Genomic DNA, 19,568 nt, shown 5'->3' with positions numbered 1-19,568 from the left:
GTTCAGCCCTCCGCGTCGGTGGCCTCGGACTCGATGTCCTTGATGAGCTTGTAGAGGTACTTGGGGTTGACGCCCAAGCGGCGCGCCGCCTCGGCGTGGCTGCCGCTGGTGTCGAGCGCCTGTTGGACGAGCCGCTGGCGATAGACACGGACCGCCTCCTTGATGCCCCGGGGGGTGGTGGCTGGCCGAAGGGCTCCAGCGATCTCCGGCGGCAGCACGTCCAAGCCGATCCGCTCCGCGTCGCTCAGCACCACCGCGCGTTCGAGCACGTTGCGCAGCTCGCGCACGTTGCCTGGCCAGGACCAGGACTCCAGCGCGGCCAGGGCGGCCGGGTGAAGCCTTCGCGCAGGGAGGCCCTGCTCGGCGACGAGCCGGGCGATGAGCGATTCGGCGACCAGACCGATGTCCTCCTCTCGCTCGCGCAGCGGTGGCACCTCCAGCCGCACGACATCCAACCGGAAGAGCAGATCCTCGCGGAAGCGTCCGGCGCGCACCTCCGCGTGGAGCTCCTTGTGCGTGGCGGCCATGACTCGCACATCCGCGCGTCGCGACTCGGTGGAGCCCACCCGCATGAACGTGCCGCCCTCCAGCAGGCGCAGCAGCTTCGCCTGGACGGGCAAGGGCAGCTCGCCCACCTCGTCGAGGAAGAAGGTGCCTCCGTCCGCGGCCTCGAAGCTGCCGGGGCGCGTCCGCTCGGCCCCGGTGAAGGCGCCTCGCTCGTGACCGAACAGCTCGCTCTCCACCAGCCCCGGTGAGAGCGCTCCGCAGTTGATGGCCACGAAGGGACCGGAGGCCCGGCGGGAGTGCTCGTGCACTGCTCGCGCCACCAGCTCCTTGCCCGTGCCCGTCTCGCCCAGGATGAGCACGGGGGAAGGGGAGGGGGCCACCTTCACCAGCAGCTCCAACAGCTCCAACATCGCATCGCTCTCCCCGACCAGCGCCTCCAGCTTGCGGCCCGTGCGCAGCCGCGCGCCCCGCTCCTGACGTCTCTCGCGTGCGCGGGCGAGCGCCACATCTCGCTCCAGGAGCGGCCCCAGGGCGCGCGCGAAGGCCTCGGCGTGCTCGCGGGCCTCCGGGCCAAAGGCCCCCGCGGTGCTCGGATGGTCCAGGTACAGCACTCCGAAGGGCCCCGCGCGGCCCGGCAGCGGCACCACCAGCACCGCGCGCAGGGCGAGCGCCATCACACTGGGCGCTTGGGCGAAGCGGACATCGACCCGCGCGTCCTGGAGCAGCAGGGGGCCGCCCGTCTCCAGGGCGGCGGCGAGGATGGTCCGGGACAGCTGTCCCTCGGGGCCGCTGGGGTGCGGATCCGTGAAGCCCTGGTGGGCCGCGAAGCGCAGCGCTCCGCCCCTCCCGCGCAGGCCGACGAAGCCCCGCCTCGCCCCGGTGAGGTCCATCAGGGCGCCCAGCGCCACCTCCAGCGAGGTGCCCAGCGGCGCGGCCGACACCTGCTCCAGCGAGCGCTGCACCGCGCTCTTGGGGGGCTCTGGCGGCGGTGCGGGCCGGGGCGGCGGGGCCGCGGCCATCCGCGAGGCCTCCTGTTCGATGCGCACCAGGGCCCCGAAGTGCTCCAGGGCCCAGGTCCGCAGGCGCTCCCGGTCCACGACCTCCGCGCGGGCAAGGGACTCCAGCTCCACGAAGGCCCGCAGCGCTTCACGCACCTGTTCGACGAGCGGTGGGGCGCTCATGCCGCCTCCTTCCGGTCCAGCGCCTCGAGCAGCGCCTCCGCGCTCTGGAACCGCTCCTCCAGGTCTCGCGACAGGCAGCGGTCGATGAGGGCGCGCAGGTCCTCCGGCACGGTGGAGGGCAGGGGGGCGGCGGGGGTGTTGTGGATGCGGTAGACGAGCTCCAGCTCGTGGGTGCCGAGGAAGGGCCGGTGGCCGCACAGCAACTCGTAGAGCACCACGCCGAGGCTCCACACGTCACTGCGCCCATCCACGGGCCGGCCCACGCACTGCTCGGGGCTCATGTACGCGAGCGTCCCCACCGCCGCCCCGTGACGGGTGACGGTCTTGAAGACGATGCTGCGCACCAGCCCCAGGTCCGTGAGCACCGCCCCCTGGGAGCCCAGGAGGATGTTCTCGGGCTTCACGTCGCGGTGCACGACGCCCGCGCCGTGCAGGGCGGCGAGCGCGGAGGCCACGTCGTGCGCGAGGCCGCGCACCTCGTCCGCCGCGAGCGTGCCACGCACCGTGAGGTGCGCGCGCAGGGACGGGCCGTCCACGAGCTGCATGGCGAGAAACCCCCTTCCGTCCTCGAGGGTGCCGGCCTCCAGGATGCGCACCAGGTTCGAGTGGGCCATCTGCATGCCGGCGCGGGCCTCGCGGAAGAAGCGGTCGCGCACCTCGGGGTGGCTCATGGCCTCGGCGTCGAACAGCTTGAGGGCCACCTCGCCGTGCGGCCCCCGGGCTCGCCACACGGTGGCCGCGGCGCCCGAGCCCAGCTGTTCCAGGAGGACGTAGGGCCCGGCATGCCGGCGCGCGCGGCGCCGCTGGTTCCAGGCGCGGAGCAGTCCCGTGCTCAAGGACGCCAGCAGCGCGCCGGGCCCGAGCAGGAGGACACCGGGCGCCCCCCAACGCACCAGCGGCCCGAGCAGCACGAGGACGCTGGTGGCGAAGACGGGCAGCGTCACCCGCTGCTGGCCGGGCACCAGCCGCCTGCCCACCCACCCCAGCGCGAGCAGCCCAAGCAACAGGGAGACTCCCTCGCGAGGCCCGTTGGCGAGGCGCACCGAGTTGGACACCCACAGCATGGCGAGCCGCCCCGCGCGCGCCGGTCCCTCCACGTCGCTCACCCGCACCGTGCTGCCCGCGCTGACTCCCGCGAGGGTGCGCCGCTCTCCCGTGGGGAAGCGCACCTCCAGGGTGTAGCGCGCCAACGGATCCGGCAGTCCGACCCGCGCCCTTCCACCTCGCGCCCGGACCGTGGCCACCGGGGGGCCGCCCGCCTCCGGGCGGAGCAACACCCAGGCGCCCTCGGCTCGGCTGTCGCTGTGGCTGGCGCTCACGTCCACCCGCACGGCGCGGCCCGCGTTCGCGGTGGCCAGCAGCAGGCCTCGCTCCGGCGTGTACACGTCGGGGGCCCCGTCCCCGTTGGCGTCGAACACCGCGGGCTGGGACAGCGGGCCCGTGATGTCGGTGATGCGCTCGAAGCCCCGCGCGCCTCCGAGGTACACCTCGCCGCCCTGGGTCATCCGGGCGCCCACGCGCAGCTCCGCCTGGATGACGTCGGGGTGGCCATCCAGATCCAGATCCACCACCAGCCCGGCGGGGGCCGCGGGGTGCGGCCAGGGCTCGCAGCCGCCGCTGGGGGTGGGCGGGCAGGTGACGAAGGGGAAGGCCCGCTCGGGGTTGTGCAGGCGCTGCGCGGACGCCTCCGGCCGGCCGTCCCGGTCGAGGTCCGTCCACGCGCCTCCCTCGGCGACGAGCGGCAGGGGGAGGACCTGGAAGTGCCCCGGCGCGTCCTGGCGCAGCAGCAGCGGTGGGTCCCTCCAGCGCAGGGCGAAGCCATCCGCATCCCCATCCCCGTCGGCGTCGTCCCACAGCACGTGGTCCGTCCCGGGCGGCGTGGGCGCCTCGGGCCCGAGGGTGAACTGGCCCGCCCCATCGTTGAGGTAGAAGGCGTGCCGCTCCTGCGTCACCACGTGCAGGTCCAGGTCCCCATCCCCTTCCATGTCCACGAGCGCCACGCTGGCGTTGTTCGCGGGAAGGGCCCACGCGCGCTCGAAGCGCCCGGCGGAGAAGCGCCACACCTCCACCGTCCCCGCCCGGGTGGCCACCGCCAGGTCCAGGTCCCCGTCCCCGTCGAGGTCCCCCAGGGCGAAGCGCCCATTCCACAGCTGGATGGGCCGGGGCAGCTCGCCGTCGAGCGGAACGAAGCGGCCGGCGCCGTCGTTGCGGAACGCCACCATCGAGGCGCTGCCCGTGCCCTCGCCGCCCTCGGGGGTGAGCGCGAGCAGATCCTCGTCCCCATCCCCGTCGAAGTCCGCGGCCTCGGTGTGCAGCAGGCCCTTGGGGAGCGTGCCGGGAGGCGTCTCCGCGAAGGTGGGCACCCGCCGGTCCGTGGAGCGGTAGATGCCATCGTGGGCCAGCACCCAGACCTCTCCGCCCGACTCGGCGATCGCGCGCGGTTCGAAGCGCAGCCCGCTGGCCACCGGCACCCACCGCTCCCGCTCCACGCGGAAGACCGTGCCCTCGCTCGCGCCCCACCGGCCGTCCACGTCCAGCACGATGTTGCCCAAGGAGAACGGCCCCGGAATGGGATGCCAGCGGTCCTCCTCGAAGCGGTAGAGGCGGCCCTCACGGCTCCCCAGTCCGCTGGCGTGGAGGGCGTGCTCCTTGTCGCCGTCCAGCGGCGGGACGCGCTCCCAGCGCCCGTCCGTCCAGCGCCAGAGCCTGGCCCCGCCGTACTCCAGCACCCAGCCCTGGCCCTGGGCGTCGAAGTGCACCTGGCCGCAGTAGTAGGTGTTGGCCCCAGCCTCCGGTGTCCACGCGGCGAAGGACGGCTGGTGCACCCACGCCCCGTTCCTCCAGCGCCACATCCGGGCGCGCTGTCCGCAGGCCCAGCCGTCTCCGTCCGGCAGCAGGGCATAGCTGCCCACCTGGAGGAACTCGCTGTCGTCCAGCCGCTCCCTCGGGGTGGGCATGGGCTCACTGCCCTCGGCCGTCACTCGCAGCAGGTTGGGCTCGAAGCCGTTCAGGGTGTGATTGAAGCCGAAGTAGACCTCGCCCGCGCGCCACGACGACAGCGACAGCTCGGTGGCGAAGGGGCCCTCGTGGACCACGCGCCAGGAGCCCCCCGGCGGGCGGTGATACAGCCGCGAGCGCCCGGCGGTGGTCGCGTCTCCTGACACCGCCACCCAGAGCCCTCCGCCTGGATCCACGTGCATGGCGGGGACGTTCCCGCCCACCTCGTCCAGGGGGAGCTCCCGGTAGAAGCGCCAGGTGCCGGCCGCCTCGGCCACGGGAGGACGCTCGCGGCTCGCGCTGTCGCACGCGGCGGCCAGCACGAGCAGCGGCAACACCCACGGGAGCACGCCCCCTCCCGGCGCACGCGACGGTCTGGAATTGAACATTGGATTGGGAATGTACGCGTCGAGCGAGCCCCCTGGGGAGGGTGCCGCGACGTGACGAGGAACGTCACCCGGTCAGAAAGAGCTGACTCTTTTCCCTCCCAGGTCCGCAACCGCGCGTTTTTACAGACGCGGCCAGAGGCGTGGGGTTTGGAATGTCGTTTGCTCCACGGTCGCCGCGAGGGGGCCGGTCCGGCCACCGCGACGAACACCCATCCACCGCCGCACCCGCCGGCTGGCGCACCGCTCCTGGGGTGCGCCGCGACAGGAGACGTGTATGCATCGAGAGATTGATTCATCCCGAGGAAGGCGCCTGGGGGCCCTGCTGCCGTTGCTGCTGATGAGCGCGCTGGCGGGCCTGGAGGGCTGCAAGCCTTCAGAGTCCGTCCCGGCGGATGAGACCAGCACCGCCGTGTTCTCCATCGACGTCGACGAGCCGGCGTCGGGCGGCGGCACCGGTGGGGCAGGGCGCGTGTCGTCGTTCGCCAACTTCTCCTTCACGAGCGTGGCGCGCATCCGCATCGACGTGCTGGAGACGGCGACGAGCGCCCCGCTCTTCAAGGGGGTGGACCTCACCGTGGCGGGCGGGACGTGGTCGGGCACCGTGCCCTTCCTGCCTCGGAACAAGGGCCTCACCTTCCAGGCGCGCGCCACGGGCCTCAAGGGCGAGCTGTTCTTCTCCGGCAGCACGGACAGGACGCTCACGGGGGACAACGAGAACGTGGTCATCGTGCTGGCGCCGGTGAGCGACGGCGAGACCATCACCCTGCCGCGCATCAAGAAGATCACCATCCCGGCCGAGTTCCCTCCGGGCAAGCGCGGCAACATCGACTTCCTGGTGGAGGCCAGCACGGGGGAGTCGCTCCGCTACGTCATCACCGCCGGGAGCGGTGGTGGCTCCTTCTCCCCGGTGCAGGGCAACCTCCAGCTCCTGGGCACCACCGGCACCTTCGTCAGCCAGTACGTGCCGCCCCCGGTGAAGACAGTGACCGAGTTCACCCATGACGTGCTCGTCACCAACGCGGCCGGCCACTCCGTCAAGACGACCTTCAAGACGAAGGTGCTGCCGGTGGACCCGTCGTCCGACGCCATCGACACGCGCGTGCATGTGCTCTTCAACCCGGTCATCCAAGCCCTCAAGGCCACGCGGCGCGCGGGCACCGGGGACGTCCTCTGGGAGGCGGCCGTCGCGGATGACAGCGCGGCCTCGACGCTGACCTACGTGTGGAGCTTCAACCCCCAGGGCTCGTTCGACCCCGCGCCCGCCTTCGCCAGCCAGTCCAATCCCACCACGATGAGCGGCTACTCCCCGGCGGTGCAGGGCGAGCTGGTGCTCCAGGTGACGGACGTGGACGGCGGGCAGACGACGCTGAAGTACGTGCTGGCGCCCGGGCAGTTCCCGGACAACCCCTATGACGTGGGCAACCTCAACGGGCTCATCTCCATCCAGGCCGGAGAGCGCCACACGTGCGTGCTCTTCGACAACGCCAACGTCCGGTGCTGGGGCCTCAATGCCTCCGGGCAGCTTGGCTATGAGCACACGCTGGACATCGGCGACAACGAGCACCCCTACACCGCCGGCAACGTCAACCTCGTGGGCAACGCGACCCAGGTGGTGACGGGGCGCGGCCACACCTGTGCCCTGCTCGAGGGCGGCTTCGTGCGCTGCTGGGGCGGCAACACCCATGGCCAGCTCGGCTATGGCCACACCGCCAACATCGGCGACGGGGAGCCGGTCGCCAGCGAGGGCTACGTGGGCCTGGGGGGCCGCGCGGTGAAGCTCGCCGCCGGCGCGGAGCACACCTGCGCGGTCCTCAACACGGGCAAGGTGCGCTGCTGGGGCGCCAACAGCCAGGGCCAGCTCGGCTACGGCCACACCCAGGACGTGGGGGACAACGAGTGGGTCTGGAGCGCGGGGGACGTGGACGTAGGGGGCCCGGTGCAGGACCTCACCGCGGGGGCGTCCCACACCTGCGCGTTGCTCACCACGGGCAAGGTGCGCTGCTGGGGCCAGGGCGAGTTCGGCCAGCTCGGTTACGGGAACGCCGCGACGATTGGCGACAACGAGACGCCGGCCACCGCGGGCGACGTGGACGTGGGCGGGCCGGTCCTCCAGCTCAGCGCGGGCAAGGCCCACACCTGTGCCTTGTTGAGCACCGGCCGGGTGGTCTGCTGGGGCTACAACAACAACGGGCAGCTCGGTTATCCGGGCTACTACTCCGCGCCCTACTCCCCCTACTTCATCAACGTGGGTGACAACGAGACGCCCGCGTCGGTCGGCTCCGTCGAGCTGTATGGCACGGCACTCCAGGTCGCCGCTGGCGCGGACCACACCTGCGCGTTGATGAGCTTCGGCGCCGTCAAGTGCTGGGGGTATGGCGCGTATGGCCAGCTCGGCTACGGCAAGAGCAGCACGCTCCCCACGCCGACCGCCGAGATCGTCAACCTGGGCGGGTCGTCGGCGTACGCCGTGACGGCGGGGGGCGCGCACACCTGTGCCCTGCTGAGCACCGGCAAGGCGCGCTGCTGGGGCCTCAACGACCACGGCCAGCTTGGCTACGCCAACACGTTCAACCTGGGAGACGACGAGCTGCCCTCGGCCGCGGGGGACATCCAGGTGCTCGCGCCGCCCGTGGGGCCGTAGTCCATGCCCGCCGCCACCCAGGGCCGTGGATGGGTTTTCAAGACGTGGGGAGTCATTGACGTGAAACACAGCAATCGAAAGGGAGCGCGTATGAAAGGCATTCTTCGTGGGAAGTCGCTCGTGGGATTGGGGCTGGGCCTCGCGCTGGCGGGGTGCGGCCCGGAGACGGACGCGGAGCTGGCTCGGGAGCCTGGGACCGGCACGGTCGCGCAGCCGCTCACCGAGCTCGTCACCAATGGCGGCTTCGAGTCCTCGCCGCTCGGTTTCAGCAACTGGGTGTCGCTCTTCGCGGGCAACACCCAGCTCACCGGGTGGACCATCCTGGGCTCGGGCATCGACGTGATGGCCAGCAGCTACAGGTCCGCCAACGCCGGCAGCGCGTCCATCGACCTCAATGCATATGACGCGGGCGGTGTCTCCCAGACACTCACCACGGCGTCGGGGACCGGCTACACGGTGCGCTTCGCGCTGGCCGGTTGCGTGGGCACGTATGTCAAGGTCACAGCGGGAAGCGTCGCGTACAACTTCCGGGTGAACTACGCGGGGTGGGTGTCCAACAACTTCGTGTTCAACGCCACCAGCTCCAGCACCGAGCTGAAGTTCGAGAGCCTGTCGACGGGCGTTTCGTGCGGTCCACAGCTCGACAGCGTCTCCGTGACGGGGCCCTGATACGAGAGGCGGGGCGCGCCGACTACAGCTCGGAGTATGGGATGGCTTGACGTGCAAACGTGAAGCCAGAGGGGCTCGCGGAACCCGATTTTTTCGACCGCGCAGCCCCATTCCCCTTCACGGAGCAGGTATTCCCACGAGAAGAGCGAATTTAAAGACTCAGTTGCCTTGTCCGGGGCTCTCTCGAACATGCGTGATTTCTCCGCCTCGAAGCCCCCGATGCTGTCCTTCTCCCGCTCGTCCTGGGTGCTCTTCGTCGCCTGGGGCCTGCTGCTCTGCGCGGCGCCAGGCTGCCGCGACGCGTCCAAGCCCACGTCCGACGCAGGCATCCCCGAGGATTCGGGCACGCCCGACGCGGGGCCGCCCGACTCCGGGACGTTGCCCTGGGATGGCACGTACACCGTGCTGGAGGAGCTGGGAGACGGCACGGGGGACCCCGGCGTGCTCTCTGCCTGCGCGCTCTTGCCGCGCGTAGGCGAGAGCCCCGCCGGAGGCTGTCTCAATCCGGCCATGTTCGACCAGTCCGCCTGTGACTCCTCCACGCTCGCCAACATCCCGAAGGACGGCATCTTCCATGTGCGGCTGCGGGATGAGACGGCGCTGGCGGACGGCGGAGTGGAGGGCTCGTACTACACCGTGACGATGCACCTCATCGGCGACGGCGGCTCCAACTCGTTCTATTACTCGCCGGTCACTCACGAGGAGCGCGACGCGAACAGCTTCCGCCTCGGCATCCAGACCCCGACCCGGGACGGAGGCACCGTCACCACCGTGCTGGCGGGCTGTGAGGCGCCCAGCAACCGCTACTTCACGGGCTGCTTCGCCCGGTGCCTCAACGGCCGGGTGTTGGAGCGGGCCACCGCCGATGCCCACCGCATGCTGTGGCGCGAGGGTGAGGAGGAGTCCGCGGGCGGCCTGAAGCTCGTGTCGGAGACGTACGTCGACCAGGGCACTCCGTTGGACATCTACGTGGCGAAGAACCACGCCTACGTCGTCTCCGGCAAGACCTACCTTCGCCCGGGCAAGCCGGGCGGCATCTCCGTCTTCGACGTGACGGACCGGCGCAACCCCGTGCTGAGGACGGTCATCAGCCTCCCCAATGATCAGCTCTGGAACAGCGTGTGGACCAAGGGGGACGCGCTGTACGTCGCCAGCCAGGACACCGGCATCGTGATCTTTGACATCTCCAACCCGGCGGCCCCGCAGTTCGTGCGCCGCGTGCCCAACAGCGCGCCCCTCGCCGTGCACACCGTGCTGGTGAACGGGGACCGGCTCTACGGCATGGGGCTCTGGCCCTCGAGCAACACGCTCGTGTTCGACGTGTCCCAGCCGCTGGAGCCCGTGCTGCTCCAGCGGCTCGCGTTTCCCCTGGTGGGCCCCTACGACGGGGCCCATGACGCCTTCGCCTACCAGGGCAAGCTCTACATCAGCCACTTCGAGGGCGGCCTCAAGGTCGTCGACGTCGAGAACCCGAACGACATGAAGCTGCTGGGGACCTACACGTACCCGAACACCACCGCCCACCACAACGCGGTGGGCACCTTCGCCGGGCGCACCATCGTCTTCGAGGGCGGCGAGAACCATGGCGCGCACCTGCGCGTGCTGGACGCCAGCGACCCGGCGCACATCGTGAAGATTGGTGAGTTCAAGCTCCGGCCCACGACCTCCATCCACAACATCCTCCTGGTGGGCACGCGCCTGTACGTCGCGTGGTACCAGGAGGGCGTGCGCGTGCTGGACGTGTCCAACCCCACGCAGCCCCGGCAGCTGGCCTACTACAATACGCACCGCGAGACGGACCCCGGGCGCACCGACGACGTCTTCGAGGGCGCCATCGGCATCCGCGTCCCCGGCGACGGCTACGTGTACATCGTCGACACCGCACGCGGCCTGCTCATCATGAACGAGCCCTAGCCCGGCATCCGGGGCGGCACGGCCAGGGGAGGCCGTGCCGTCCTGACCCGCCCCGCGGGGTCACCCGTTCGCGGACACGCGGTCCCCGGCTGACGTGCCTGGGTGAACAGCCGCGGCGCCGCCCACCGTGAAGTCGATGATCCGATCCCACAGCGCCCGGAACCGCGGCTCCTGGTAGTGGGAGCCCGACTTCAACCAGCTGATGTGAGCCGGGGGCTGATCGAAGTGGCCGGTGACGTCCAGGTGGTCCGCGACCGTGACGTGGACCACCTGTCCCCAGACCTGGGAGCGGCTCGGGACGATGCCGTCGCTCCGGGACTCGAAGTTCCGGCCAAGGACCGCCTGGAGGGCCTGGGATTGGGCCCCCGTGAGTTCGGGCGTCTGGAGCTCCGGGGACAGGGGCGCGCTCTTCTCATACAGGAAGGAGAAGAGCCCATGGAGGAGCGAGTCCGCGGTCGGCAGCAGGTGGAGGGTGGGCTTCGGCGGCGGCGCGCCGGTGACGACGCAGCCGTAGCGCACGTCCTCCCGGTCCGCGGTGTTCGCGTTGAAGGCCCGCACGCTGTCCGGCATGAGATCATGGATCAGCGCCTGGCTCTCACCCACCTGGCTGAAGAACCGGAGGAGCTCTTCGCGCTCGTTATCGGAGAGGTCCGCCGTCAGCCGGAAGACCTGGTTGAAGAGGTTGGGCGGAAGCTTCGCCTGTTCGCTCCGCAGGGTGAGCCAGTAGCACGCCTGGAGCACGGCGGTCCGCAAGGGCATGACCTTGCGGTGCAGGGTGAAGAAGGTGAAGAGCCACAGATAGCGCAGCAGCGTCTTCCCCACGTGGCCCTGGTGGAAGTAGGTGGCCAGCGGGGTGCCGTAGTGGGGCGTGGCGAGGCTCACGACGGAGCGTACGCGCCTCACGAAAGCCGGGGCCTCCCGGGCCAGGCGCGGTGAGACGACGCTCCGTGCATCCAGCCCGCCCGTGGAGTGCCCCACGAGGTGGAGCTGCGCGTTGTCCTCGTTCGCGGTCCGTGCCATCTCCCGGAACACGTCGCGGGCCCGCACCGCCAGCCCGGAGGTGGGGGCGGAGGGCACGGTATGCACCTGCGCATCGATGCCACGCTCCTGGAACCGCTGCTGGAGCAACTCCGGGACGTTCTGGAAGTAGGCGATGCGCTCCGTTTCCTGGTCACCCATCTGCGTAAAGCCAAAGAAGCCGGGGATGAGATAGATGCGGTGACTGGCCATGCAGGAAAGCCTAACGTGAGGAGAGCCCCTGGCGGCGGAGCGCGGGCCCAACGTGAAGTCCCGAACCCTTGTCCCGGACGGCGGGGCGCTTCACCCGAAACGGAAGTTCGTCTCGGCGAGGAGCCGGGTCGGGGGCCATCACTGCATCAAGCAGGAAAGACTGCCAACGGGCGACTGCGGAATCACCCATGCCGTCCCAGTTGAGTTGGCCTCCATCGCCACGCCCCGGCGCGTTCCCGGTTGACTCTCGCAGTGACCATCGTGGAGCCCACCGGATTGCTTTTGCCGCCCCCAGGACGCAGTCCGGCATCCGGGGCGGCACGGCCAGGGGAGGCCGTGCCGTCCTGACCCGCCGTGGATCAGGACAGGAGTTCGACGTACCCGTCCGTCCCATGTACGCGGATCCGCTGCCCGTCCCGGATCCGCCGGGTGGCATGCTCCACCCCCACGACGGCTGGCAAACCGTACTCCCGTGCGATCACCGCGCCATGGGTCATCAGGCCTCCCACCTCCGTCACCAGTCCCTTGATCGTGACGAACAGGGGCGTCCAGCTGGGGTCCGTGTAGGGGGTGACCAGGATGTCGTCCGGTTCGAGCTCGGCCCCCGCCATGTCCAGCAGGACGCGGGCCCGTCCCTCGATGGTCCCGGCGGAGACCGGCAAGCCGACCAGCGCGCCGGCCGGGAGGTCGTCGCGCCGGTACGACCCGTTGATGACCTCGCCATCCGATGTGAGCACCCGGGGCGGCGTGAGCGCTTGATACGACCTGAACGCGTCCTTGCGCTGGCGGATCAGCGACTCATCCACCTGTCTCGTGCGCGCGACGTCGTGGAGCTCCTGGAACGTGAGGTAGAAGATGTCTTCCTTCTCACGGAGCACCTGGGCTTGTACGAGGCGCTCGGCTTCCTCCAACAGGGCCTGCTTGTAGACGAAGTAGCGGCTGATGATTCCGTACTTCGGATACTCCCGGTACCCGATGAAGGTCCGGACCCGGTCGATCATCCGCTTGGCCTCTGCGGCCTTCTCTTCTCCTCCCGGCAAGGTCCGCAGGCGCGCCAGCAGCTCCTGCTCCTTCTTCCAGGCCTCCTGTCGCCCCTGCTCGAAGCGCCGCTTGCCGGCGCCCGGCTCGAAGTTCTTGATGTTGCCGAGGAGGATGGGCACGAGCGTGGTGGGGCGCTCGCCCCAACGTGGCTTCGTGATGTCGATCTCACCGACGCAGCGCATGCCGTACTTGTCGAGGTAGGCCTGGATGGCGTCTCGCGCCTCCTGACCGCCCGAGAGGCTGGCCAGTTCATCCAGGAAGTCCTCACCCTCGACGTGCTGCAGATAGGCCACCACGTTCGGATGCGGGCGGATCACGTCCGCGACGTCCAGGAGCGCCAGCCCCATCTCCGACGTGACGTTATGGGGGACGGACTGCGTGAGCGTGTCCGCCGCGCTCTTCTCGCCCAGCCACGCCTGCATGTGCTCGTTGAGCCACCAGGTGGCCTCCATCGCCGACATGATCACCTGAACGCTTCGCGGATCGCTCAAGAGCCGCTTCAGCTCCTGGATGTCCGACACGATGAAGTCGAACAGCGCCGCTCCGGACCGGGTCTGGATGTCGCGCTTCAAGGCCGCGAGGGAGGTTTGAGTGCGCCCGACCAGCTCGTCGACGATGGCCGGATGGGGCTCGAGCGGGGCGGGCGCGCCGCCAGCCGGCGGCCTGCCGGGGCCGGCGTCCGGGAGCGACCGGATGAAGTCGCCGCGTCCAAGGACCGTCTGGAGCGCGTCCCTGAACAGCGGCTCGGATTTCCCCATGAGCTCCAGCAGGGCCGCGCGGCTCGCTGGCGACGCCAGGACCCGGGTGACGTCGACGAACAGTCTCCCGCCGGCTTCGTGCATCGGCCGCAGGGCTGTCAGCTGGAACAGCGAGAGCCCCAGGGGCTTCATGGCGTCGGTCATCATCTGCTGATGACCGACGGAGAGGTAGACGTGGTTCTCCGGGTCGCCGGCCGCGGGGATGGGGAACAGCGTGGTGATGGGCCGGCTCTGGACGAACTGGAAGTCATCGTCGACCAGGCACCATTCGATGTCCTGGGGACGGCCGAAGTGCGCTTCGATCCGCCGGCCCAACCGCGCGAGTCGCACGACCTGCGCGTCCGTCAGCGCCGGCTGTTGCCGCAGCGCGGGCTCGAGCTCCTGGTGCTGGGTCCCGCCTGTCGGCGAGGCGTGGATGGCGAGCTGCTTGGCGCCGACCGTCCTGGCGATGACCTCTCCGTCCCGCACCTTGTAGCTGTCCGCGTTCACCAGGCCGGAGACCAGGGCCTCGCCGAGGCCAAAGCTGGCCTCCGCGGAGGCGACCTTCCGGTTGGAGGTGATGGGGTCGGCCGTGAACAGGATGCCGGCCGCCTGCGGGAAGACCATCCGCTGCACGACCACCGCCATGCGGACCTTCCGGTGGTCGAAGCCGTTCCGCACGCGGTAGGTCACGGCCCGCTCGGTGAAGAGCGAGGCCCAGCACCGGCTGACGTGCTGGAGGATCGCCGCCGTCCCCACGACGTTCAGGTACGTGTCCTGCTGGCCCGCGAAGGAGGCCGTCGGCAAGTCCTCCGCCGTCGCGCTCGAACGGACGGCGCAGGCGACATGCTCGCCGAGCCGAGCGAGCGAGCGGGTGAGCTCCGCCGCGAGGTCATCAGGGATGGCGGTCCCCTCGAGGGTCTCGCGGAGCTCGGCGCTGAGCGCACGGAGCTGTTCCCGGTCGTCCAGCTTCAGGAGCGACAGCCGCTCGAGCCGTTCGTCGACCGACGGCGCTTCCGACAGGATCCGCTGGAAGGCGTCCGTCGTGACGCAAAAGCCAGCCGGCACGCGGATGCCGTCGATCCGCGAAAGCTCTCCCAGATGCGCGCCCTTGCCGCCAACGACCGGGACCTGCGTCAGGTCGAGCTCATGGAAGCCCAACACGTAGTCGCCCATCCGTTCACCTCACTGTCAGGATGGGGCGGCACTTTACTCCTGACCGCGGAGTGAAGTGCACCGACGCTCGTGGGGGCCGCTTGTCAACCCATCAAGCGGCCCGGCGAAGGCGGGCGTCACGCGCTGCTGCTGCGATAGCCCACCCTTCTCAGCCGCGCGTGGCTGTTGACCACGAGCAAGCCCGTGAGCACGAGCGCCGCACCCGCGAGGAACGAGGGGGCGAGGTGTTCGTCCAGCAGGAGGGCCCCCATCGCCACGCCGAAGAGCGGGGTCATGAACGAGAGCGCACCGAGCTGCGCGGCTTGATAGCGCGTCAACATCCAGAACCAGACCAGGTAGCTGATGAAGGACACGATGATGGCTTGGTAGCCCAGGCTCGCCCAGCCGAGCGCCGTGCCGTGAAAGTGGAGCTGGCCGGTCACGGCCGCGAGCGGCAACAGCACGAGGAACGCGCCAAGGAGTTGGTAGAACAAGGTCTGCGCCGCCGGCGCCTCGCTCAAGCGGCTGACGCGGATGGCGACGGTCGTCAGCCCCCACGCGGCTCCGCCGCAGACGCCCATCAGGTCGCCGACGAGCTGACCCCGTGACGCGGACGCGCCGGCGTTCATCGGACCGAAGAACGTGACGACGATCCCCGCGAACGCGAGCCCGATGCCCATCCACTGAGTTCGCGTCAAGCGCTCCTCCGGAATCCGGAGGTGGAGCCCCAGCGCCGCGAACATCGGCGCCGTGTAGAGGAACATGACCATGTGAGACGCCGTGGTCCAGCGCAGCCCCTCGGCGATGAGCAGGAACTCGACGCAGAAGAGGGCTCCGACGACGAGCCCAGGTCCACGCGCGACGCCTGACAGCCACTTGTCCTGAGCGACGAAGCGGCTGAACAGCCACACCAGCACGGCCGCGACACCGGAGCGCAGCGCCGCTTGCAGGATGGGGGAGACGTCGTTGGCGACGGCCTTGATCGCGACCTGCTGCAACCCCCAGAAGAGGCAGATGACAACCATGGCCGCCGAGGCAGGCGCGTCTACCGGCCTTCTCATGGGGAACCGCCAGTGAGCAACATGCGCCTGTCGTAGCCCATGGGTTGATTCGAAGTATATAGCGCGGAACCGCCATTCGATATCGCTGGGCCGCCAACGCCATGAAACACGTTAGAGCAGCAACTCCCCGGCATCTGAGACTTCCGCCCTTCACCGACGCGTTGCCGGCGCCGGTGTTCTTCCGGATGGAGCGGATGCCCTCGAACGCGACGTATCCGTCGATGACGCACCGCTGGGGTGAGTTCGTCTACTCCTTCAGTGGAGTCACGGAAGTCACCGCGGGCGAGCAGCATGTGCTGGCGCCGCCGCACCTGGGCCTGTGGATACCGGCTGGCACCGAGCACATCGGCTTCAACGACGAAGAGGCGGTGCACTGCTCCATCTACATCCGTCGGAACTTGTGCACGCACATGCCCAAGCAGCTCTGCGCGGTCATCGTGTCCCCGCTCGTGCGCGCCATCCTCGAGCACTTGCGCGACCATTCGCCAGGAGCCGAGGAGGCGCCCGTGCGTGCGAGGCTCCTGCGAGCGCTGGTCGACCAGCTCTCCACTTGCGCCACCACGGGGAGCTACGTCCCGCACACCGCGGACGCGGAGCTCGACGCCGTGCTCTCCGCGCTCAAGAGCAACCCCTCCGACAGTCGCTCGCTCGGCGAGCTGGCCAAGGCGTTTCACATGAGCGAACGCACGCTGATGCGCCGGTGCGAGCGCGAGCTGGGCATGTCGCTGACCGAATGGCGTCAGCGACTCCGGCTGGTGAATGCGTTGCCGCTGTTGCGCGCGGGACGGAGCGTCGAATCGATCGCCGTGGAACTCGGCTACGCCACCTCGTCGTCATTCATCGCGATGTTTCGCCGACTGATCGGCACGAGTCCGAGGCGGTTCGTCACGCAGGCTCCGCCGCATCCCAAGGAGAAGGCGCCGGCGCGCGTTCGAAGCAGTCGGCGGTGAGCGTGCCGCCCCCCCGGCGAAGGCGACGGCCTTCAGTCATGGCGGAGCGCGACGAGCGGATCCACGCGGGACGCTCTCCACGCGGGCAGCGCGATGGCGGCCAGGGACACCCCCAGGAGCAGCGCGGGCGCCGCGACGAAGGAGAGCGGATCCAGCGCGCTCACTCCGTGCACCAGGCTGGACACCACCTCGGTGAGGCCCAGGGCCCCGCACAGGCCCACGGTGGCGCCCACGACCACCGGCAGCAGGCCCTGGCGCAGGACGAGCCGCACCACGCGTCCTCGCGTGGCTCCCAGTGCCAGCCGCACCCCCAGCTCGCGCGTCCGCTGGCCCACCAGGTAGGACAGCACGCCGTAGATGCCCACGGCGGCCAACACCAGCGCCAGCGCCGCCATCGCCCCCAACAGCACCATGTTGAAGCGCTCCGAGCCCAGTGAGCGCGCCAGGTGGTCCTCCAGCAGCAGGGTCTCCGTCAGCGGCTGCTGCGCGTCCACCGACCCCAGCTCGCGCCGCGCCGCCGCCACGATGGCCGCGTGCCCACCCGGCGCGCGCACCAGGAGCTGCTGCGGCAACATGCTCACGATCATCCGCGTGAACGTCGCGGACAGCTGGGACGGGGGCACATAGACGATGTTCGGCGCCTCGGCGTCCAGCCCGTTCTCCCGCACGTCGCGCACCACGCCCACCACGCGCCGGGGCACCTGATCCCCGAAGGGGACGGAGTGTCCCACCCGGATGTGTTGCCCGATGGGCTCCTCGCCTGGCCAATACCTGCGCGCCGCCGTTTCGTTGATGACAGCCACGGGCTCGGAGCCCACGCCGTCCGACACCGCCAGGAGCCGGCCCTTCATCAAGCCAACGCCCAGCACACCGAAGTAGTCCGCGGTCACGGGCCGCAGCTGCGCGCCGCCTGTCCCCGGGCCGTCGTCGCGCCCCTCGTACTTGCCTTCGATGATGAAGCCCAGGCTCGGGCCCTGCTCCATGGGCAGGGTGGTGGCGAACGCCGCGGCCCGCACCCCCGGCAACGCCTCCACCCGCTCCACCATCTGCCGGTGGAAGCGCTCCAGCGCGGCGGGGTCCGCGTAGCGCCCCTCCGGGAGGGACATGCGCAGCACGTGCACGTCCCGAGGCTCGAAGCCGGGGCTCGTTCGGCTCAGCGACGCGAAGCCCCGGATGAGCAGCGCGGCCCCCACCAGCAACACCACCGCGAGCGCCACCTGCCCCGCCACCAGCCACGCTCGTGCCCGCCCGCTCGCGGGCCCCCCCGTGGTTCGCCGCGCCCCCTCTCGCAGGGCCCCGGACAGGTTGGGCCGGGAGGCCTGGAGTGCCGGCAGCACGCCGAAGAGCAGGCCCGTGACCAGCGCCGCTCCCGCCGTGAAGGCCAGCACCGCGCCGTTGATGCCCACGCCCTGCGGCGCCGGCAGCCCGGCGGGCGCGAGGGACAGGAGCGCCGGCAGGCCCACCGCCGCCAGCAGCAGCCCCAGCCCCGCGCCCAGCAGGGACACGAGCACGCTCTCCGTCAGCATCTGCTGGATCAGCCGCGAGGGCGCCGCGCCCAGGGCCGCGCGCACCACCAGCTCCCCCTGACGGGCGGCGGCCCGCGCGAGCTGCAGGTTGGCCAGGTTCACGCAGGCGATGAGCAGCACCAGCGCGACCGCGCCCAGCAGCACCCACAACGCACCGCGCAGGTCGCCCACGAGGTAGGTGTGCAGATCCTCCGCGACGAAACTCCGCTTCGCGTCCACCAGCGCGGGCGAGTCCGCGCGCATCCGAAGCGACAGCGCCTCCATGGCCGCGTCCACCTGGGGCCGCGAGAGCCCCGGCTTCGTCCGCGCGGTGATGAACATGGAGTTGGAGTCATCCCGGTTGGTGAGGTCCAACTGGAGCGGCGTCCAGAGCTGGACGCCTTCGGGATAGCGGAAGGTCGCGGGGGCCACGCCCACCACGGTGTAGAGTTCGTCGTTCAGCGTCAGCGTCCGGCCCACCACGTCCGCCGCGCCCTCGAACTGGCGCTGCCACAAGCCGTGGCTGAGGATCGCCACCCGCCCGGCACCCGGCACGTCTTCCTCGGGGAGGAAGTCCCGCCCTCGCTCCATCCGCACGCCGAAGGTGTCGAAGAAGGTCCGCGTCACCCGCATGCCCGACAGCCGCTGGGGCACCCCATCTCCGATGAGGTTGAAGCCACTGGGGAAGCAGTCGTAGGCCGTCACGTGCGACAGCACCGACGCCGCCTGCGCGGACCACCACGCATAGCGCCCGATGGAATGCATCGGGGTGTTGCCCCCCGGCCCCTTGCGCACCAACTGGACGAGCTGCTCCGGCTCCCGGTAGGGCAGGGGGCGCAGCAAGACGCCGTGCACCACGCTGAAGATGGCGGTGTTGGCGCCAATCGCCAGCGCCAGCGTCAGCACGGCCACGAGCGTGAAGCCCCGGCTCTTGAGCAACATCCGGACGGCGTAACGCAGGTCATCAAGCACGGTGGACATGGCGCGGCACCTCTCCCAGGTGCGCTGCCCTACGGCCCGGACTCACCGCGATTGCCACGGCCCGGGCCAGGGCGTGCCGCCACGCGTGTCTCCAATCCCTGACACCCCGTGCTTCAGGTCTTGAGCTTCCGGGGGACGCATTCCAGATTGGCGGCTTTCCTTGACGGGAGCCTGCGATGAAGAAGCGTTTCGGGAACCTCTGCGGTGCCTTGCTCTTCCTTTTGCCCACCCTCGCTGTCGCGGAGACGACGTGGGTGTTGGAGGCGGGCGTGCCCGTGGTGGGGACGGGCGGTGGCTACGTCTTCCGCCAGTTCCAGTTGACCACGGGCGTCTGGCCGGTCGCGCCAGGGCACTCGGTCGGCGTCGTCTACACCTGGGACCACTGGCAGACGACGCAGTGGGGCACGCTCACCTGGCGGAACAACACCCCCAATGCCTCCGGGAGCCAGGACGAGGTGTGGGCGGGCCGCTTCAATGTTCCTCCGACCGTCTCCTTCACGGCCATTGAGTACGCCATCTACGTGGACGACGCGTCCGGCCACCGCACCTGGAACAACAACAACGGCCAGAACTTCGTTGTTCAGTGAGGTCGCCACTCCCCCTTCCCGGT

General features: G+C 70.2%; 11 protein-coding genes. 5 read left to right on the top strand and 6 right to left on the bottom strand.

The genetic code is table 11. From position 1 onward, the window contains the following. Positions 1 to 2 precede the first annotated feature (2 nt). Both GTY96_RS08300 and GTY96_RS08295 read right to left on the bottom strand, forming a co-directional pair. Entirely contained in the window at positions 3 to 1,688 is a 1,686-nt protein-coding gene (locus GTY96_RS08300; protein ID WP_161664406.1) for a sigma-54-dependent Fis family transcriptional regulator, read from the bottom strand. Beyond that, on the bottom strand, positions 1,685 to 5,035 hold the full coding sequence (locus GTY96_RS08295) for a serine/threonine-protein kinase (protein ID WP_161664405.1): 3,351 nt from the start codon (positions 5,033 to 5,035) through the stop codon (positions 1,685 to 1,687). Before GTY96_RS08295 ends, GTY96_RS08300 begins: the two co-directional genes overlap by 4 nt. Before the next feature lie 313 nt (positions 5,036 to 5,348). Here GTY96_RS08295 and GTY96_RS08290 point away from each other — a divergent pair, with 313 nt between their 5' ends. The 3 genes from GTY96_RS08290 (at position 5,349) to GTY96_RS08280 (ending at position 10,298) form a co-directional block, all read left to right on the top strand. Further along, on the top strand, positions 5,349 to 7,715 hold the full coding sequence (locus tag GTY96_RS08290) for an RCC1 domain-containing protein (protein ID WP_161664404.1): 2,367 nt from the start codon (positions 5,349 to 5,351) through the stop codon (positions 7,713 to 7,715). A gap of 90 nt (positions 7,716 to 7,805) precedes the next feature. After that, positions 7,806 to 8,384: a DUF642 domain-containing protein gene (locus GTY96_RS08285; RefSeq protein ID WP_161664403.1), complete on the top strand. Its 579-nt coding sequence runs from the start codon at positions 7,806 to 7,808 to the stop codon at positions 8,382 to 8,384. 189 nt (positions 8,385 to 8,573) lie between these two features. Further along, positions 8,574 to 10,298: an LVIVD repeat-containing protein gene (locus GTY96_RS08280; protein ID WP_235685450.1), complete on the top strand. Its 1,725-nt coding sequence runs from the start codon at positions 8,574 to 8,576 to the stop codon at positions 10,296 to 10,298. Positions 10,299 to 10,358: 60 nt separating this feature from the next. On the opposite strand, the gene GTY96_RS08275 is transcribed toward GTY96_RS08280, so the two are convergent. The 3 genes from GTY96_RS08275 to GTY96_RS08265 all read right to left on the bottom strand — a co-directional run bounded on the left by GTY96_RS08275 (position 10,359) and on the right by GTY96_RS08265 (position 15,522). Continuing rightward, positions 10,359 to 11,528: an esterase/lipase family protein gene (locus GTY96_RS08275; RefSeq protein WP_161664402.1), complete on the bottom strand. Its 1,170-nt coding sequence runs from the start codon at positions 11,526 to 11,528 to the stop codon at positions 10,359 to 10,361. A gap of 359 nt (positions 11,529 to 11,887) precedes the next feature. Beyond that, the gene (gene rph, locus GTY96_RS08270) at positions 11,888 to 14,482 is read right to left on the bottom strand and encodes a rifamycin-inactivating phosphotransferase (RefSeq protein WP_161664401.1); all 2,595 of its coding nucleotides are present in this window, start codon (positions 14,480 to 14,482) and stop codon (positions 11,888 to 11,890) included. 116 nt (positions 14,483 to 14,598) lie between these two features. Continuing rightward, positions 14,599 to 15,522 (bottom strand): DMT family transporter, encoded by a 924-nt coding sequence (locus GTY96_RS08265; protein WP_161664400.1) that lies wholly within the window; start codon positions 15,520 to 15,522, stop codon positions 14,599 to 14,601. 194 nt (positions 15,523 to 15,716) lie between these two features. Here GTY96_RS08265 and GTY96_RS08260 point away from each other — a divergent pair, with 194 nt between their 5' ends. Then, positions 15,717 to 16,472 (top strand): AraC family transcriptional regulator, encoded by a 756-nt coding sequence (locus GTY96_RS08260; RefSeq protein ID WP_235685449.1) that lies wholly within the window; start codon positions 15,717 to 15,719, stop codon positions 16,470 to 16,472. A gap of 32 nt (positions 16,473 to 16,504) precedes the next feature. Here GTY96_RS08260 and GTY96_RS08255 read toward each other — a convergent pair whose 3' ends face one another. After that, entirely contained in the window at positions 16,505 to 18,958 is a 2,454-nt protein-coding gene (locus GTY96_RS08255; RefSeq protein ID WP_161664399.1) for an ABC transporter permease, read from the bottom strand. A gap of 176 nt (positions 18,959 to 19,134) precedes the next feature. On the opposite strand from GTY96_RS08255, the gene GTY96_RS08250 reads away from it, so the two are divergent. Then, on the top strand, positions 19,135 to 19,545 hold the full coding sequence (locus GTY96_RS08250; RefSeq protein WP_143899542.1) for a carbohydrate-binding protein: 411 nt from the start codon (positions 19,135 to 19,137) through the stop codon (positions 19,543 to 19,545). Positions 19,546 to 19,568: the final 23 nt, after the last annotated feature.

Origin of the sequence: Corallococcus silvisoli (genome assembly GCF_009909145.1) — a bacterium.
In the GTDB taxonomy this organism is placed as follows: domain Bacteria; phylum Myxococcota; class Myxococcia; order Myxococcales; family Myxococcaceae; genus Corallococcus; species Corallococcus silvisoli.
Note: the sequence above shows the minus strand (reverse complement) of the source record. Positions and strands in the feature narration are given on the sequence as shown.

Bases quoted from the DNA above. Each gene is read 5' to 3' on its own strand.
- GTY96_RS08300 (WP_161664406.1), bottom strand. From the start codon at position 1,688: ATGAGCGCCCCACCGCTCGTCGAACAGGTGCGTGAAGCGCTGCGGGCC.
- GTY96_RS08290 (WP_161664404.1), top strand. From the start codon at position 5,349: ATGCATCGAGAGATTGATTCATCCCGAGGAAGGCGCCTGGGGGCCCTG.
- GTY96_RS08285 (WP_161664403.1), top strand. From the start codon at position 7,806: ATGAAAGGCATTCTTCGTGGGAAGTCGCTCGTGGGATTGGGGCTGGGC.
- GTY96_RS08280 (WP_235685450.1), top strand. From the start codon at position 8,574: ATGCGTGATTTCTCCGCCTCGAAGCCCCCGATGCTGTCCTTCTCCCGC.
- GTY96_RS08275 (WP_161664402.1), bottom strand. From the start codon at position 11,528: ATGGCCAGTCACCGCATCTATCTCATCCCCGGCTTCTTTGGCTTTACG.
- rph (WP_161664401.1), bottom strand. From the start codon at position 14,482: ATGGGCGACTACGTGTTGGGCTTCCATGAGCTCGACCTGACGCAGGTC.
- GTY96_RS08265 (WP_161664400.1), bottom strand. From the start codon at position 15,522: ATGAGAAGGCCGGTAGACGCGCCTGCCTCGGCGGCCATGGTTGTCATC.
- GTY96_RS08260 (WP_235685449.1), top strand. From the start codon at position 15,717: ATGCCCTCGAACGCGACGTATCCGTCGATGACGCACCGCTGGGGTGAG.
- GTY96_RS08255 (WP_161664399.1), bottom strand. From the start codon at position 18,958: ATGTCCACCGTGCTTGATGACCTGCGTTACGCCGTCCGGATGTTGCTC.
- GTY96_RS08250 (WP_143899542.1), top strand. From the start codon at position 19,135: ATGAAGAAGCGTTTCGGGAACCTCTGCGGTGCCTTGCTCTTCCTTTTG.